14 protein-coding genes are annotated in these 17,254 nt (G+C 46.8%); 5 read left to right on the top strand and 9 right to left on the bottom strand.

Going from position 1 to position 17,254, the window contains the following annotated elements; all coding sequences use genetic code 11:
- Positions 1-56 precede the first annotated feature (56 nt).
- From L5M28_RS19715 to L5M28_RS19705, 3 genes are all read left to right on the top strand, one after another.
- Positions 57-1,547 (top strand): CoA-acylating methylmalonate-semialdehyde dehydrogenase, encoded by a 1,491-nt coding sequence (locus L5M28_RS19715; protein WP_263204225.1) that lies wholly within the window; start codon positions 57-59, stop codon positions 1,545-1,547.
- A gap of 30 nt (positions 1,548-1,577) precedes the next feature.
- Positions 1,578-1,943 carry a cupin domain-containing protein gene (locus L5M28_RS19710; protein ID WP_219234048.1) on the top strand — a complete coding sequence of 122 codons (366 nt, stop codon included), beginning with the start codon at positions 1,578-1,580 and terminating at the stop codon, positions 1,941-1,943.
- A 183-nt stretch (positions 1,944-2,126) separates the two neighbouring features.
- Complete coding sequence (locus L5M28_RS19705; RefSeq protein ID WP_113941294.1) at positions 2,127-2,849, top strand: TorF family putative porin; 723 nt, start codon at positions 2,127-2,129, stop codon at positions 2,847-2,849.
- Positions 2,850-2,931: 82 nt separating this feature from the next.
- Here the strand turns inward: L5M28_RS19705 and nagP are convergent, their stop codons facing one another.
- The 8 genes from nagP to L5M28_RS19665 all read right to left on the bottom strand — a co-directional run bounded on the left by nagP (position 2,932) and on the right by L5M28_RS19665 (position 14,548).
- On the bottom strand, positions 2,932-4,230 hold the full coding sequence (gene nagP / locus L5M28_RS19700) for an N-acetylglucosamine MFS transporter NagP (protein WP_263196228.1): 1,299 nt from the start codon (positions 4,228-4,230) through the stop codon (positions 2,932-2,934).
- A gap of 328 nt (positions 4,231-4,558) precedes the next feature.
- Positions 4,559-5,713, bottom strand: coding sequence for a transmembrane glucosamine N-acetyltransferase NagX (nagX, locus tag L5M28_RS19695; protein ID WP_263196185.1), 1,155 nt, complete (start codon positions 5,711-5,713; stop codon positions 4,559-4,561).
- Between the two features lie 137 nt (positions 5,714-5,850).
- On the bottom strand, positions 5,851-6,987 hold the full coding sequence (gene nagA / locus L5M28_RS19690) for an N-acetylglucosamine-6-phosphate deacetylase (RefSeq protein WP_263196186.1): 1,137 nt from the start codon (positions 6,985-6,987) through the stop codon (positions 5,851-5,853).
- A gap of 55 nt (positions 6,988-7,042) precedes the next feature.
- Positions 7,043-8,041: a glucosamine-6-phosphate deaminase NagB-II gene (gene nagB-II / locus L5M28_RS19685; RefSeq protein WP_259513229.1), complete on the bottom strand. Its 999-nt coding sequence runs from the start codon at positions 8,039-8,041 to the stop codon at positions 7,043-7,045.
- 17 nt (positions 8,042-8,058) lie between these two features.
- Positions 8,059-8,994: an N-acetylglucosamine kinase gene (gene nagK, locus L5M28_RS19680; protein ID WP_263196187.1), complete on the bottom strand. Its 936-nt coding sequence runs from the start codon at positions 8,992-8,994 to the stop codon at positions 8,059-8,061.
- A 223-nt stretch (positions 8,995-9,217) separates the two neighbouring features.
- Positions 9,218-12,016: a family 20 glycosylhydrolase gene (locus tag L5M28_RS19675; protein WP_263204224.1), complete on the bottom strand. Its 2,799-nt coding sequence runs from the start codon at positions 12,014-12,016 to the stop codon at positions 9,218-9,220.
- Positions 12,017-12,044: 28 nt separating this feature from the next.
- Positions 12,045-13,532 (bottom strand): methyl-accepting chemotaxis protein, encoded by a 1,488-nt coding sequence (locus L5M28_RS19670; RefSeq protein WP_263196189.1) that lies wholly within the window; start codon positions 13,530-13,532, stop codon positions 12,045-12,047.
- Entirely contained in the window at positions 13,532-14,548 is a 1,017-nt protein-coding gene (locus tag L5M28_RS19665) for a substrate-binding periplasmic protein (RefSeq protein WP_263204223.1), read from the bottom strand. The genes L5M28_RS19670 and L5M28_RS19665 overlap by 1 nt, the downstream gene beginning before the upstream one ends.
- 495 nt (positions 14,549-15,043) lie before the next feature.
- Between L5M28_RS19665 and L5M28_RS19660 the strand changes: the two genes are divergently transcribed.
- Entirely contained in the window at positions 15,044-15,961 is a 918-nt protein-coding gene (locus tag L5M28_RS19660; protein WP_263196191.1) for a sulfite exporter TauE/SafE family protein, read from the top strand.
- Positions 15,962-15,975: 14 nt separating this feature from the next.
- Complete coding sequence (locus L5M28_RS19655; protein ID WP_263204222.1) at positions 15,976-17,034, top strand: tryptophan 7-halogenase; 1,059 nt, start codon at positions 15,976-15,978, stop codon at positions 17,032-17,034.
- On the opposite strand, the gene L5M28_RS19650 is transcribed toward L5M28_RS19655, so the two are convergent.
- Positions 17,027-17,254, bottom strand: a 228-nt coding sequence (locus L5M28_RS19650) for a transposase (protein WP_411569183.1), incomplete at its 5' end; no start/stop codon positions are given. The genes L5M28_RS19655 and L5M28_RS19650 overlap by 8 nt on opposite strands.

Genomic DNA, 17,254 nt, shown 5'->3' with positions numbered 1-17,254 from the left:
TCGTTCTACTCTCACATTTAACACCCCACTGCGGCGGGGAACTTCAAAGGTTAACTATGCTCAAGATCACTCATTTTGTTAATGGTCAGCACACCCCTGCCAGTACCAGAACCCAAGATATTTTTGAACCTGCCACGGGTGAACTACGTGGCCAAGTCTCACTAGCAAGCGAAACCGAAGTCGGCGAAGCCATCGCGATCGCTAAAACCGCCTTTGAAACCTGGTCGCAAGTCACGCCGCTCAACCGTGCTCGAGTGCTGTTTAAATTCAAAGCCTTAGTTGAGCAGAACCTAGATGAAATGACGCAGCTTATCACCCGCGAGCACGGAAAAGTGATAGACGATGCTAAGGGCGAGTTGATCCGAGGTCTCGAAGTGGTCGAATTTGCCTGTGGTATTCCGCACTTGCTTAAAGGTGAACACACCCAGCAAGTCGGTGGCGGTGTCGATTCTTGGTCAGTTAATCAAGCTTTAGGTGTTGTCGCAGGCATAGCGCCCTTTAACTTCCCCGTGATGGTTCCCATGTGGATGTTCCCAATCGCGATTGCCTGCGGTAACACCTTTATTATGAAACCCTCGGAAAAAGACCCAAGCTCGGTGATGCGGATTGCCGAGCTGCTTAAAGAAGCGGGTCTTCCCGATGGCGTGTTTAACGTGATTAACGGCGACAAAGAAGCCGTCGATACCTTACTCACCCATAAAGATGTGCAAGCGGTGAGCTTTGTAGGCTCAACGCCGATTGCCGAATACATCTACAGCACAGCCTCTAAACATGGCAAACGCGTGCAAGCCTTAGGCGGCGCGAAAAACCATATGTTACTCATGCCAGATGCAGATTTAGATCAAGCTGTTAGCGCCTTAATGGGTGCCGCTTACGGCAGTGCTGGTGAGCGTTGTATGGCAATTTCAGTCGTACTCGCGGTAGGCGATGTGGGCGACGCATTAGTGGAAAAACTGCTACCGCAAATTCAAACCTTAAAAGTCGGCAACGGCCTGACGCCAGAGATGGAAATGGGCCCACTGATCTCCAAACAGCACCTTGCCAAGGTCACCCAATATGTTGAAGCCGGTGTGCAAGAAGGCGCAGCGCTGCTGGTCGATGGCCGTAAACTGAGTGTTGAAGAAAATCCACAAGGTTATTTCCTCGGCGCCTGTTTGTTCGACCACGTCACGCCTGAAATGAGCATCTACCGCGAAGAAATCTTTGGCCCAGTGCTGGCGATTGTGCGCGTGAAAGATTACCCAACGGCGCTTGAGCTGATTAACCGACACGAATTTGGTAATGGCACGGCGATCTTCACCCAAAGTGGTGAAGCGGCAAGGCATTTCTGTCACCACGTGCAAGTCGGTATGGTTGGGGTGAACGTGCCGATCCCGGTGCCGATGGCGTTCCACAGTTTTGGCGGTTGGAAGCGTTCACTGTTTGGGCCGCTGCATATGCATGGCCCTGATGGCGTGCGTTTTTATACCAAACGTAAGGCAATTACTGCCCGCTGGCCCGTAGGTAAACAGACTCAAGCCGAGTTTGTGATGCCAACGATGAAATAGCCGAATATCAGCTCAACAAGGAAATCGCAAATGACTGTGAGTATCAACGCCATTATTCGCTTTGCTACGGCGCAAACACCCGTCGAAACCTACCAGTTACCGGCGGAAAAGTTGTTAACTGGCAATCCAACTCAAGGGCTAGAGAATCATTATTCTAGCCCTTGTGATCAATTTCACAGTGGGATTTGGCAAAGTGAATCAGGCGCTTGGAAAATAAACTACACTGAATACGAGTACTGCGAAATCCTCGAAGGGATAAGTGTTATCACAGATCTTCAAGGTCAATCGCAGACTTTCACTGTGGGCGACAGGTTTATTATACCCGCGGGTTTTCAAGGCACTTGGGAAGTCGTGGAGCCCTGCCGCAAGGTTTACGTCATTTTCGAACAAAAGTGAGATCAACGAGGCTGATGTTAGCCTCAAAAAAGCTAAGTTATCTTAGCAATAACTCGCCATGAGGTCACAGCAACGGGTTTTCCTAGGCTGTTGTTTGGCAAACCAACGGATGCACTAGCGCGATTGAATAACCATGGTCGCCAGTAACACGTCCGAGTCAACAAAGAAAATGGGAGAAATACCGTGCATAATAATCTGAAAAAAAAACGGCTGGTACAGCTTGTCGGACTCGCGCTAACCACGACCCTATTCTCCGGCATTGCCGCCGCCGAAGTGACAGGGGAAATTAGTCTTACTAACGACTATCGTTTTCGCGGCGTATCACAAACCGCTGGCGATCCTGCCCTGCAAGGCGGTATTGATTGGAGCTTCGACTCAGGTTTCTCTGTCGGCGCTTGGGCAAGTAACGTGGATTTTGATGAGCCAGGTTATAACGGCCCAGCGATCGAATACGATTTCTATGTCGCCTATGGTGGTGAGATCAACGAAGATCTGACCTACGACATCACCCTTAACCGTTATAACTACTCAGGCGAGAGTGATATAGGTTATTTCGAAGTGATTACGGGTATGGAATTTAAGGGCTTTCGCCTAGCCTATTGGTTTACCAATGATTACGGTGGTACTGACTTAGATTATCACTATGGAGAGCTAAACTACTCCTACGAATTTGTTGAAAACTGGAGTCTCGATCTGCACTACGGCTATAACGTGGGTGATGCCTTAGATGATGGTGAAGGTTTTGATAGCTACTCTGATTACTCTGTTGGCGTATCGACCGAATTGGCAGGCTTTGGGCTTTCTCTCGCTTGGTTAGGCACAGATCTCAGCGGTGACCAAAAGGTCTCTGATGGCGCATTCAAAAACTCAGATACCGTGCTTGCGAGCGTAAGTTACGCGTTCTAATTTCGCCTTAGGTTAGATTAACTAAGACACAAAAAAGCCCTCATCATCGAGGGCTTCTTTTTAGCTGTTCAAACAGACTTGACTACCAACTACGCATCTTATGGCCTTTCACCGCGTAGAACAGGATGAACAGATAACAGGGCAACATCACAATATAACCGCCCTGCATGCCCATATCAGTCGCCGAGCTCATTAAGCCCCAAGACACTGGACCAAAGGCGCCACCAGCAATCCCCATGATGAGAAGCGCTGAACCTGTACTGGTCAATTTGCCCATCCCAGACAAGGCTAGCGGCCATACTGCAGGCCAAACGATCGCATTGGCTAAACCGAGGAAGGCAATCATCAACAAAGTATCGGGCAGCGCCACACCGCCAAAAGGCACTAACAAAACATTAGCAATAGCGTAGGAATTATTGTCGCCAAACAAAATACCGCACGTCAGTAACAAACCCAGAATAGCCGACACCATCAAAGCCTTAGGCTGTGAAATAAAACGAGGAATTAACAGGATACCTAAAGAATAACCCAATACCATACACACCATAGTATAGGAAGTCATAACACCGTATGACTCTATGCCTAAAGACAAAGCAAATGTGCCAATGGTATCGCCAGCAATAACCTCTACAGCAACATAAACAAACAGCGCTAACACGCCAAAGGCTAAGTTAGGGTGAGATAATGCCGCTTTAAGTTGCCCTTTATCGGTATTTTCAGCCACTTCATCTTCATTGGATAATTCTGGTAATGGGGATTTTTTTACCGCTAGCGCTAAAATACCGATAAAAATCGCCATGCCTAAATAAGGGAATACTAGACCGTCGGCCATTTCTTCAATTTGTACTTGGGTCAGTTCAGTACCAATACGGTCTTTAAAACTGTCTAAAATCAGTGCAGAGAACACCAAAGGCGCAATCACACCCGCACCTTTATTCAAAATACCCATCACACTCACACGGGCAGCGGCGGATTCTTCAGGGCCTAAACGCACCACATAAGGGTTAACCGCAGTTTGTAATAGAGTTTGGCCCGCGCCCATCACTAATTGAGCGAAAAGGAATAAGGCAAATATTTGGGTTTCCGCGGCGGGGATAAACAGTAAACCCGCCAACATCATCACACCCATGCCAATCGCCATACCATTCTTATAACCGACTTTGCGAATAAGCCAAGCGGATGGCAAGGCAGTAAAGGTCACTGCGATATAAAAAGAAAACAGGATCAACGACGCTTGAAAGGGATTGAGTTGCAATATTTGTTTCAAATACGGCATCAAAGAACCATTCAACCAAGTGGCGAATCCGAGGATGAAAAAGAGAGCGGCCACTATGGCCATGGGGAGAAAGCTGCTTTTTTGCTGGCTTTTATCGAGTGTCATTTCCATAAACCTGCTTCTTATAGTAATTAATTATTGAGGTGATAACGGGGTTCACATTAATGCCTAAGTTCCCGAATATCCGTATCGCGACTCGTCCGCAATGGCTAATGTTATCATCCAAACGCACCATTGTTTCAGTGATGTTAAAACAAATAACACAAAAAGACAACGCTGTCATTTAATAAATTCTCGCGAATATTCCCTCGTAATCATCGATTGGCTAACTGATAAGTTATAAGTAAGTGATGACTCACATCCAGAAAATAATGTCAAAAAAGCCGCAGACACTGAGTGCGTGCGGCTTATCTCAAGTTATTAAGCCAACTGACTAAATTCTGACAAAAATATTGCGGCGATACATCCAATATAAAACCAGCCACTGCACCGCAAGCAAGCTGATAACCGCAGCTAACGCTTGAGCGCTTTCAGGCAAGGCCAGCACTAAGCCGCCAAACACGCTTTGAGCGATATATTTCCAATCCACTAAGCTCGACGCTAAGTAAATAATGATGGCGTTCGTGCCTATCACCACGAAGAAAAATGCGGATTTTTGCCACTTAAGCACATCGACTAAGGCATAGAATACCGCCAGCAGAATCATGTTCCAGCCTGACGTCACCAGCACAAATGAACTGGTCCACAGCTCTTTATTGACCGGAATAACAAGATCTAACAGCCAACCTAAGGCTAAGAAAATGCCACCCGCAGCGGCGAGCAATCCCACTTTAGCCCACTCACCTTTAGGATGGGATTTAACAATAAAGTGGCCGACAAACACACCCGCTAACGCATTGACGATGGCGGGAATAGTCGACAGTAACCCCTCTGGATCGGGCGTGCGTCCCTGATAGCTCACGCCGGGTAATAAAATCGAATCGACATAGGCATTGATGGATTTCGTTGGCGAGAGCACGCCTGCCTGTCCACCAGGGAAAGGCAACCAAAGTTGCATTGCGCCATAACCGAGCAAAATGCCCAAGGCGACGATAATTTGGGTTCGTAGACTCGTGTGCCACACCAATAATGCGGCAAAAAACCATGCAAAGGCGATTCGACCTAACACACTGGCATAGCGAATTTTTTCAGGATCGGCAGGCGCGCCAGTTCCCCAACCGTGATTGTATAAAATGCCTAGTAACAGCAATAAAAAGAGTCGTTTAATCCCATGACGATATACAGGTAATCGCTCCTTCATAGGTAATTTATCTAAACGTTTAGGGGATAAACCTAAGGCCACACCAGAGAGGAAAATAAACAGCGGAAAAATCAAATCGTAGAAGTGAAAACCATGCCATTGGCTATGGTGCATTTGTTCATCGCCCCATTGCCAACCTGCCCAGCCCGTTAGAATAAGCAAGCCACCAAACAAAGCCTCACCGCCCAAAATCCAAAACATATCGAAGCCGCGCAGTGCATCCAGCGACATCAACCTAGGTTTATTCACCTTTACTGGCGCAATTGCATTTGTCTGTGTCGTCCCCATGCCATCATCCTTTATTATTGTTATTAAAAGCTTTTAGTAAAGTTGAGCAAAACTAATGCTGTACAATAAAAAAACTTAGCCCCTGTCATCAAAATACGACAAGGGCCAAGGTTAACGCTTTGCTGACTCAACGCACACTAAGGGCGAACATAAACTGCATTTCCAGCAATGTAGTTTGCCTGCACTTTGTTCTGCGCATCGAGCAAGACAAAGTCAGCCCTGTGTCCCAGTGCTAAACGGCCAGCCTTATGGTCAATCCCAAGGAATTGCGCGGGATATAACGCCGCCATTCTTAAGGCTTCCGCCAAAGGTAAACCCAACAAGTTGACGGTATTATTGACCGCAGTTGCCATATCGAGCACACAGCCCGCCAGCTCACCTGTCACGGCATTTAATCTGTCACCGACTCGCAGCACTCGAGTACCAAAGAGCTCGAAGCTGGTCTCATCGTCCATACCGACAGGTGGCATAGCATCAGTGACTAACATCATCTTGCCCCTTGGTTTTGCCCTTAGTGCAACCTTTGCCGCCGCAGGGTGCACATGGTGACCATCGACAATCAAACCACACCACGCAGTTTCACTCTCAATCGCCGCGCCAACCATGCCCGGCTCACGGGAGCCCAGTGGTGACATCGCATTATAAAGATGGGTAAAGCCCGTCGCGCCTGCCGCTAATGCTGCAACTACAGTGTCGTAGTCGGCATTAGAATGGCCCAAACACACCTTCACGCCCGAAGCGACAAGCGTGCGGATCACCTCCGGCGACACATTTTCAGGCGCAAGCGTGACCACTTTAAGCCCCAAATCTTGACGACAAAATACCGCGAGTTCAGCATCGGTGATTTCGCGAATAAAACCCTGCGGATGCACACCTTTTTTAGGCACAGATAAATGCGGCCCTTCAAAATGCACCCCTAAAACGCCAGCGCTACCTTTGACTAAAGCCTCGGCCACTGCATCGGCTGCATTTGCCATCACGCTAACATCATCTGTGATTAGCGTAGGTAAAAATCCGGTCGTACCAAAACGCGCATGGGCACGGCCGATAGTCTCAATACAATTAACACTCGGATCGGCATTGAATAACGCCCCGCCGCCACCGTTCACTTGCACATCGATAAAACCTGGCACCAGCGTTCCGGCTTGGCGGATGTCCTTCGCGCCAACAACCGTATCAAACGCCAGAATGTGCCCGTCTTCAACAGTCACAGGCACATCTTGATGGAAATATTCACCATCGAAAATACACTCGGCGATCAGGGTGATTTTCATCGCAAACCTCTTTCAATAAATAACACGAGTGACTTAAGTCTTTAATTTCGGCAGCTTAGAGCGTTTGCGTCACTTTTTTAAGGCCCGCCGGTTGGTCAGGGTCGATACCGCGGGCAATCGCAACCGCAGCCACATCGATATAGAATCGTTGTAATAATGCTAACGGAGCAACACGTGGGTGAATGTCAGTCGAGGTTTGATTCAGATGCACTAAATCGGCGCCGCGTTGGCTCACGTTTTCAATCTGTTCTATGTGGCTAGCGTAGGATTCATCGCCAATACACACATCAACGATAGTGAGTTTTTTCTCAACTAAGGTCACAGGACCGTGGAGGAACTCGGCGCTACTGAATGCTTCGGCATGGATTGAACACACTTCTTTTAACTTAAGCGCGATTTCCTTAGATACCGCATAACCTAAACCACGGCCAAGTACGACTAAGTTCTTCACGTCGGCAACGGATTCTGGCGTGAGTTGTGGCTCAGCGTCCACCGCCGTTTGCAGCGCTTGGGGTAAAGAAGCGACGGCGCTAGCAAGCGATTCGCTTTGAGTCCAAGCGGCGGCGAGCTGTAAAATCGCCGACAAGGTCGCGAGGTAACTCTTAGTCGCGGCAACCGCTTTTTCTTCGCCGGCACGTAAAGGCACAACAACATCGACGATATCTTTAATCGGTGCGGTTTCATCATTGACTAAGGCAACACAAAAAGCGCCGGCATTTTTTGCCATACGCGCCTGCGCCAAAATATCAGGGCTACGGCCAGATTGTGAAATCACAATCACTAACGCACCTTCGAGTTTCAAGGTCTTACCATACACACTCGCCACTGATGGTGCTGCAGCAAACGTCGGTACGCCCGCTTCGATTTCAAATAAGTACTTAGCAAAAACACCCGCATGATCCGATGAACCACGACCAACGATCATTACAAAACGGGGGGCGAAGGCGCGCAGTTTTTCACCTAACTGCTGCATGATTTCAGCGTTAGCGTCTAACTGGCCAGCGATTTTTTGCGGTGCGGTGCGAGCTTCTTGCTCCATAATAGTGTTTGTCATGTCTTTTACCTTCACGTTCAAATACAGGATTTGGCTTCAGTGCCTATTTGCACTGATAACGACTTATTAAATTCTTGCTGGGCGAAATACATAGCACCGAGTTCGGGTGGGGCTAAGGTTTCTGAAATTTTGGCGACCACATCGGCACCGAGCCAGGCTTGTAAAGGCTCTGCAAGGCCACCGATCATCGAAAAACGCACCGGATTTAGGCTAAATAGCTTACGCGCCATGTCGCTAATATAATCTGCGCCCTCTTGCACTATCGCCGTCGCGACCGCGTCACCTTCACTGGCGCAATCGAGCACACTTCTGGCTAATGCGGCGTAGCAACTTGATGATTTACCCGCTAGATTTTCGACAATACCGAGCGCATCGGTGACCTTAAAGTAGCTCAGCAGCATGTCGGTTAATCGGGTTGGTACGGCAAAGCCATCGAGTGCTAACAACACGTGTTCGGCGGCTTTTAATCCAAGCCAAGCACCGCTGCCCTTATCACCTAATGCAAAACCATAACCGCCAATACTCAAGCTGGTATCACCAACATGGGCATAACCGCAAGAACCTGTGCCCGTGATGATCACAGCGCCATCGGCACCGCGGTGTGCACCAATACAAGCGGTATGCAGATCTGTGGTGACATACATGGCTGCAAAAGGATGCTGCCAGTTGATTACGTCTTGATATAACCTAGGGACATTTACGCCAGCAAGACCAAGACCCGCCACCAGCAAGTGACTATCGCTCTCGTTCATACCCGCATCCAGCAACGCCAGGCGAGTCGATGCTTCAATGGATTCAAATGTTTGTGTGAGACCATGCAGTGGATTTGCACGTCCTGCAACACCTGTCCCTAAAACGGTACCCTCTGCTGAGTAGATGGTGGCTCGGCATTTACTACCACCTCCATCTACACCTATAAACAGTGGTTGATCTTTTGTCTGGACTAACCCCATGACACCCCTCTTCACCTATCAATGCAGCGCTACCGTTGCTTATTATTTGCCGTTAATACAGCGCTCAACTTTAGTTAACTCAATGTTACAGTAAAAATGACAGCGTTGTCATTTACTTTTTTAAGTGATTTATGATCTAAAATCAAATTTAGGAAATCACCGACACAGAAAAACAAAAAGGCTGTATTTTATTTTTAAAATACAGCCAGATATAAAAACCAATTTAGTTAACGATTAAGCTTCTGCCTTTACGAATACCATCGGCAGCAATGGCGCGGATCTCAATCGGTGCAGTAACCGCCAGCCCCGCTCGATAAGCTTGCCATTGGCCATTGAGGCTTCGGTATTCAAGCTTGAGCCCAGGATAGGCTATATTGGCAAACAGCTTGCCCTCACGGATCTCGGCGCCGACCGTCGGTACGCGATAATCAATCCCCGCTTTATCTAACTTGATAAATTCTTTATGGCCTAAGGTATTTGCAAGTTGTTGCCACTCCTTTGCCTGTGCATCACGCATGGCTAAAGTAAAAGCACCCGAGCTTTGATTATATACAGCGCCTTGATATTGATAAGGTACTTCCCACGCGGCTTGATGCCAAGCACGCTCGGCCAGCATCAACAAACGCGGGAACACCATATATTCAATTGTATCGTCACTGCGAATCGACTCACTCCAAATCTGCCCTTGCAAGCCAGTAAAAGGTTTGCCTTTCTCCCTTGGACCCGAGACTTTGTTACCCGCCTCATCGAGTTTTATTCTGTCGTCCGCTTCGAACGGCTGATGTTGAATATCGGTCCAGTGCTCGGCATTGGCTGCTAAGTTATCAGGCATAAAGCTAAAGACTTTATGGCTGTTGGTCGCGCGGCTCGCCCAGTAATAACCATGCTCCTTAGGATCGGCCTCATAGGGGAAATCAAAGTACAGCACCTCAGGATTAGAGAGCACGGTTTCCCAACCAAGATTCGCCTGCTGATTGGCGCGCTCATGACCTTTATGGGCAATCACATCCCAAATATTAGACTGCACTTTAGCGGGCATATTCTCAGGACGAACATGGCTCATGCCATCGCTCCACCCCGCAGCTTCAATGCCTTTTGCCGCTAACATAGTCGAAATTCGTTCAATAAAATAAGCGCCTAAGTCATCTATCGACTTAACGCCTTTATCGTTATTGGCGACAAATGCTAAACACTGGGGTGATTGTTTCCAAGCTCCCGCCGTTTCATCGGCACCAATGTGGTAACGCGTCAATGGTTGACCCGCGGCTTGGTGTAGCTTGGCTATTTCATCAATCACCTTATCGACAAACTGATAGGTCGATTCCATACACACGTTAAGCGTATTGTCGTCGTAATATTGCACTGAAGAATAAACCGTTTTGTCGTTTGCATCGGATAACAAATATTGCTCAGCTGCAGTGGTTTGCCCTTCAGCTTGCAATTGACGCTCGCCCGCATCTAACGCTTTTACCGCTGTGCTGGCTTGATTTGCCGTTTCCTGCACAGGGACAACCTGCACTTTGCCCGTGTTTTTAAGCTCTACGTCTTCAGCCTGTAATCGACGAAAACGCGCATCCATCGCTTTAATCGCGGCGCGGCTATGGCCCGGCATATCCATCGATGGGATCACTTGTATTTGACGCGCCTCGGCATATTTCACTATGTCGATATAATCTTGGTTGGTGTAATAACCATTGACGCTTGTATCGCCAAACGGCCCACTGCCTAACTGCGGTAATAGGCAGGTATTTTCATCTAAATCATGGCAACGTTTACTGCCGATGTCAGTCAACTCAGGTAGCCCGTCGATTTCGAGTCGCCAACCTTCATCGTCAGCCATGTGTAAATGCAATTTATTGAGCTTATATGCCGCCATTTGGTCGAGTAAATCCAGCAACAATTGTTTGCTGTGGAAATTACGAGCCACATCAATGTGCATACCACGAAACGGATAACGTGGGCTGTCTTCAATGGTCATCGCATTCACTTTCAGCGAATTCACATCCACAAGGCTTGCTAGTGATGACAAACCGTAAGAGAAGCCCGCCGCATCATTGGCAGCAATCACAATTTCAGTTGGCTGAATATCTAAGCGATAACTGCCCTCATCCCCTTTTTGGCTGGCAAATTTCACCGTAATACCACTAGCAGATTCAGCCACACCCAGGCGAGCTAAACGTACCACCGCCGCCGCAACTTGACTCTTTTGCTCTGGGTTATCTTGCTGATATTCGAGCTTAATACCACCAGCAAGGGATACTGGTGTATCGGTTGAATGGATCTTCACCTTTTGTGGCGTTGGGATGATGGTATCCACAGCCAAGGCGGCATCTTCACTCACGCTTTGATTGTCTTTAAATAATTGCGCGGCATCGGCTGGCGCGAGTTTATCCGTTTCAGTGCGTTGATATTGGGTTTTAAAATTCGTAAACCCTTCAACATACGGACGCGTCTCTAAACCCGTTTCGGCATCTTTACCCACTTGAGTGCTGGCGATAATGACGGGTTCTAATCCTTTTGCTGCGAGGTAATAGTTTGGCATAGCGTCGGTTTCAGCCAATTGCCACGGCTCACCACGGAATGTCAGTTGCTTTTTCTCGCCCTTAACAAATCCCTTAAAAGCAGCCGTTGGCGTAATACGATGTAAATCGCCTTTAACGTGCGTTATCGTCAACTCACCGCTTTCAACCGATTGCACTGGGCGCATTTGGCTTAAATAAATTTCCCAATCTTGGCTGGCTAAATCCATACCGGGCACGAAATCAATTTGAGCGACAAAACAGCGACCATCGGCTTTATCTTTTAGGCACTTATCGTCTGGCACATTGGTCACAACACGGTAAGTTACGACTAACGAATCCCCGAGTTGTTGTAACTGCGCTTGAGTTAATGCGTCCTGAGCTTGCTGTGTTTGAGCCACAGCCTTATCGGCTGACGCTGCGGAAGGCGTCACAGGCGCCTCGGAACAGGCCGCTAATCCTAAAGCCAGTAAAATGGCGCTTGCTGAAAGTGTTTTTTTCATGATTATCCTTATCTAGCTCCAGAAATGGCTACAATCTGAAGGAAGTTACTAACGTCCGCAGTCTTTCCCCTTGGTGAAACAGTCGCTCGCTCGAGTGCGCTAAGTGCTCGCTATCGAGTGAGGCTGAACCTGAGACATTGGCAAGATCATTTAACGTACGAGAAATCGCTTCGGTGACGCAGGTTTGCTCCTGTGCCGCATGGGAAACTTCGATGTTCATATTACTGATATTTGAGACTAAATCAGTCACTTTAGTAAGCACTAACTTAATTTCTTCTGAGCGGTTAACGCCCTGAGTTGAGAGTGCTTGGCTCGCTTTCATCACAGTGACAGTTTCAGCCACTCGGTTCTGGACCTGCTGGATCATTTTCTGGATCTCACCAGTTGCCTGTTGGGTTCGGCTCGCCAGCGTACGCACTTCGTCGGCCACCACAGCAAAACCGCGCCCTTGTTCACCCGCCCTTGCCGCTTCAATGGCAGCATTAAGCGCCAGTAAGTTGGTTTGTTCGGCAATACTGTTGATGACTACAACGACTTCATCAATCTTTTGCGTTTCTTGCTGTAACTGTGAGACGGACAATGCCGAGCGGGCTAATTCAGATGCCAGTTTACGAGTAATGTCTAATCCCGAATCGAACTGCCGCTGGCTGTCATCGACCGCTTTATCGGCCTGACTCGCCGCATCCGCGGTGCGTTTCGCATTAATGGCGACTTCATTGGCACTGGCGCTCAGCTGAGTTACAGCCGTCACTGCCGCCTCGGTTTCTTTTAATTGGGTTTGCACACGATCATTGTTGGTTTGCGACAGAGACCCCAGCACTTTGGCATCGCCCAGTAATTGCCCTGAGGTTTCGTGCACTCTGGAAATCGTGCCGTGAATTTGCTCAACAAAACCATTAAATGCCTTGGCAAGCTGACCAATCTCATCCTGACTCTCGACGGGTAATCTGTGGCATAAATCACCGTCACCGCTGGCAATTTCTTCCATAGCACGGACCACATTCCCAAGTGGATTAATCACTAAACGTTTAAGAATAATGAAGATAACAATTAAACTGCCACCGAGAATTAACAACGCCTGCAAGAAATAACCTAAGAGTAAATCTGACAACTGAGCGCGAATAGGTAACATAGAAAACTGAATGACCAATTGGCCCGTTGGGTTACCTTGCTCAGCAAATTGAATTTCACGTTTCACTAGATACTCATCGGCCACTGTTTGAGCCTGTTGACTCTCGGCTAATACTTTACCGCGATGGTCACTCACGACAATATGATAAATTTGCGCAGATTTAAGCATCACAGACAACACGGCTTGGATTTGTTCATAGTCGTAGGTGAAGATGGGCTGCGCCATGGTCACTTGTAAATTGGCGACGGTATTTTCTTCAAACTCAGTTTCACTGGCAGCCAATTTATCGCTCGCCAACCAGTAAGATGCACCGAACAGAACGCTAACAATCATAAAAATTGCTGCCGCTAATCCAATCTGTACTTTTAAGGCTAATGTTTTCATTATTTTGCACCTTGCATACTAAAAAGATCTAACCATAATTCTGTGCGTTCTATTGGTGTTAATGGACTTAAATCAGGTGTATCAAGACGGATAATCACCCGTTGTTCAAACTTAGCCTCACAGTACAGTTGCTCAATTTTAAGCTCGCGATTAAACATCTCATCAAAAGAGCCGTCGCTTACCATACTTTCAAGCCCGGCTAAAATGGCCGCAGCAAGTTCGGGGCGCTTAGGGGAAACAAAGAAATAAGCTGGCGAGCGATATTGCAGTAGGATATGGCTATCGACCTTAAGTGCGGGATCGGGGTGATTTGCGAGTTCTTCGCCAATTTCCTGAGCGCCGAGGGCAAGATAATCGAAACGCCCGCCTTCTAACATGGAGTATAAATTGGTGTACTGATAGCTAGTGACGACGGGTAATCCATTGGCTTCTAAAATCGTGGCATCGGGCCAATAACGATTTTGCCCCGCCTTTAACTGCCTAAAATCCGCCATGGTTTTCACATTAGCAAATCGTGCCTCATCCGATTTACGGATAATCAGCAGCCGATTACCAAGTAACCCTTTAAACAATGGAATGCGCACGGGAAGCACAGTTTCTTCCAATTCTTTTGAGGTCATGCTCCAAAACACGTCGACTGTCCCAGCGAGTGCTTCTTCAACCTTGCGCTTTTGATTCATTTGAGTCGACATTTCTTGCGCTTGATAACCCGAATCCGAGCGCCGCAGTGCTTCATCAAGTAACTTTAGCAACCATTCCTGCTGTATCGCGGTGGTGATTGTTTTTGAAACCTGTGCAGACGATTTAGACACATCAGAATTTGAAGCTAAATGGTTTATAGCAGTGTCGGTAGCAAATACAGCAAAAGAGGAAAATGCCGAAAAAAACGCTAATGCCATTATAAACAGGGGTATGCCAACCGTTCTTCTTGTCATGATGAGTGCGGTGATATGGGCAATGACACTCGTCATGCCAATTGCAATGACACGCATCACAGCCGTTAAATGAATCGCCATAAATTGCAGCCTCTTTTATTATCTGGTTTATACCAGTGAGTTTTATTTATCTATGCCGCTAACGTTCAAGTGCTGAGGTAGGCAATTGAGTAATACCGTAAAAACATCCTAAAAAAATGGCTGGGCACTGCTTACAGTACCCAGCCCACGCTAGTTTCTGGGGAGAGACTATCAAAATATCAAAGACAAACGTATCGCCGCCCGACAGCAATACTCCTGCCAAACACATGATAAGGAGACCTCATCCTCTCATGCAGACCTTACAAACAACGCGTCACACAAGCAGATGACAGCGTTGTCATTATTAAAGTACACAAGAAAGAACAGGATTTCTACATTTTTTTGACAATTATTGTTATTTTTTATGAATAGACATAATTAATGCTATTTTTTCATATACTTAAAATGTTTAATTTATTTATTCAAGCTTATGTGACAACGCTGTCTTTCATTGATAACATAGCGATAACATGACAAAGATCACGGTAGCTATTGATGAATCCCATTAACACACTTGTGCCCAATAATACCCAGCCTGCTCCGCGCTTAAATCGGTATTACCTAAACCTCAGTTTGGTATTGCTACTCTGTGGAACTTGGTTATTTTGGGCGAGCCATTTTCATTCGCTATTTGATCTTATCCAAGAATATGGACGCTTCGTTTTTCTAGGCATCACAGGAGCGATATTTGCAAACTCGACTGGAGCTGGCGGTGGAGTCATCTTTATTCCGGTATTTTCGAGCCTCAACTTTAGTGAGTCTCAAAGTGTCTCGACTTCATTTATGATCCAATGCTTTGGCATGACCGCAGGCGCGATTTCATGGTCACTGCATTATAAAAAGCACCACCGAGAAGATGATGCATGGTCTGGTTTTGTAAAAGCATCATTACTTGCAGCCTTCTTTTCTGTCTTAGGTTTCTGGAGTAGCCAATTACTACAACTCAATTCGCCCTCTTCGCTACACACCAGCTTTAGCATTTTCTCGATAGTGCTTGGTATCGCCATCATTATCAGTAGCAAAAGTAGCACACAAATCACTCGCTCTATAATGCCAGTCGATTTTCTTTGGCTCGCTCTCATTGGCTATTTCGGCGGTATTATCACAGCTTGGTTATCGGTAGGCGTCGGTGAATTAGTCGTCATTTATCTCATGATAAGGGGACTATGCGCCAAAATGTCGGTCGCCACTGGCGTTGTTGTTTCTGCGATTACAGTCTGGTCAGCAAGCCCTATCCATATTTTTTCAACAAATAGCCATGCCCTCTTTGAGCTAGTGTTATTCGCAGGCCCTGGCGCCATTATCGGAGGATTACTCGCTCGTAAATTAGCACTCTTTCTCCCAGTAAAAGTATTAAAACACTTTTTCTCCATTTGGATCATTTTGACGGGTAGCGTCATGTTGGCGAGTTAATAGGAAACATTAAGATGAATAATTCTCCGCTAAAAAGTATCACGATTGTCGGTGGCGGTAGCACAGGCTGGATGACGGCTCTCTACTTGAGTAAGTTATATAACCACTCATCTAATATCATAGATATTAGACTTATCGAAAGTAAAGAAATTGGTATTATTGGCGTTGGCGAAGCTACAGTTCATAGTCTACGATTCTTCTTTGCAGCTATGGGATTAGATGAAAATGAACTACTTAAAGAAACTAACGCAACATTAAAGACTGGCATCTTATTTCGTAACTGGATGAAACCAGTCGATGGCAAAATTCATGAGTATTTCCATCCATTTGAGCAACAAAAACCATCTGGAAAAGTTGATAATGCAAGTGCTTGGATTTTAAATAATCAGATTAATGAATCAAACAGCACTTCCTTTGCTGAAGCAACAAGCCTTTCATTTAGCTTAATGCAAAATAACTTAAGCCCTAAAACGCAATACTTGAATCAATATCAAGGTATTGTCCCCTATGGTTACCACTTAGACGCGACACTTATGGCGACCTTTTTAAAGCGCAAAGCCACCCAAGCAGGGGTAGATCATGTTGAAGCAAATGTAACGGACGTTCTGGTTAATGATGGCAACATCATAGAGGTTGTAACTGACCAAGGCTCATTCAAGAGTGACATATTTATCGACTGTACAGGCTTTAAAGGGCTTTTAATTCAAAGCCTAAAGAATGATAACTGGCAATCATTCGAAACCGAATTACCTTGCAATAAAGCCGTTGCAATGCAGCGGGAATATCTGCCTCACCAGCTACCAAGAGCCTATACGACAGCAACAGCACTTAGTCATGGTTGGGCTTGGGAAATTGACCTAACGAATCGTCAAGGAACGGGTTATGTCTACGATGGACATAGTCTAACGAGGGAGCAAGCTGAGGCTGAATTAAAAGCTTATCTTGGCGATGAACAAGAGATCATAAGAACTGTTCACTTAGATATGAAGATAGGTTGTAGACGTGAATTTTGGGTTGGAAATTGTATTGCAATGGGGCTCGCAGGCAGGGTGAGATTACGAGTGGTCATTTAATAACCACACTCATGCCGGCTTCAAGCACCGCATCCAAATAAGCCTCATTCATCAATGCCTGACGCTGCTTTCTTCTGATACTCATTTTTCGCTTCTCAGCGCGTAACATATTCAAACCAAAGTGTCGCATCGTGGCAAGATTAGTCGCTGCATTACCACGGTATATCTGGCACGCATCCTCACCTAAACTCACATCCAGCACCCAGTGCAACTGGTTTTC

It is taken from the genome of Shewanella sp. SW32, assembly GCF_025653365.1.
GTDB classification, from domain to species: Bacteria; Pseudomonadota; Gammaproteobacteria; order Enterobacterales; family Shewanellaceae; genus Shewanella; species Shewanella oncorhynchi.
This window is presented reverse-complemented; position numbering and strand designations above follow the sequence as displayed.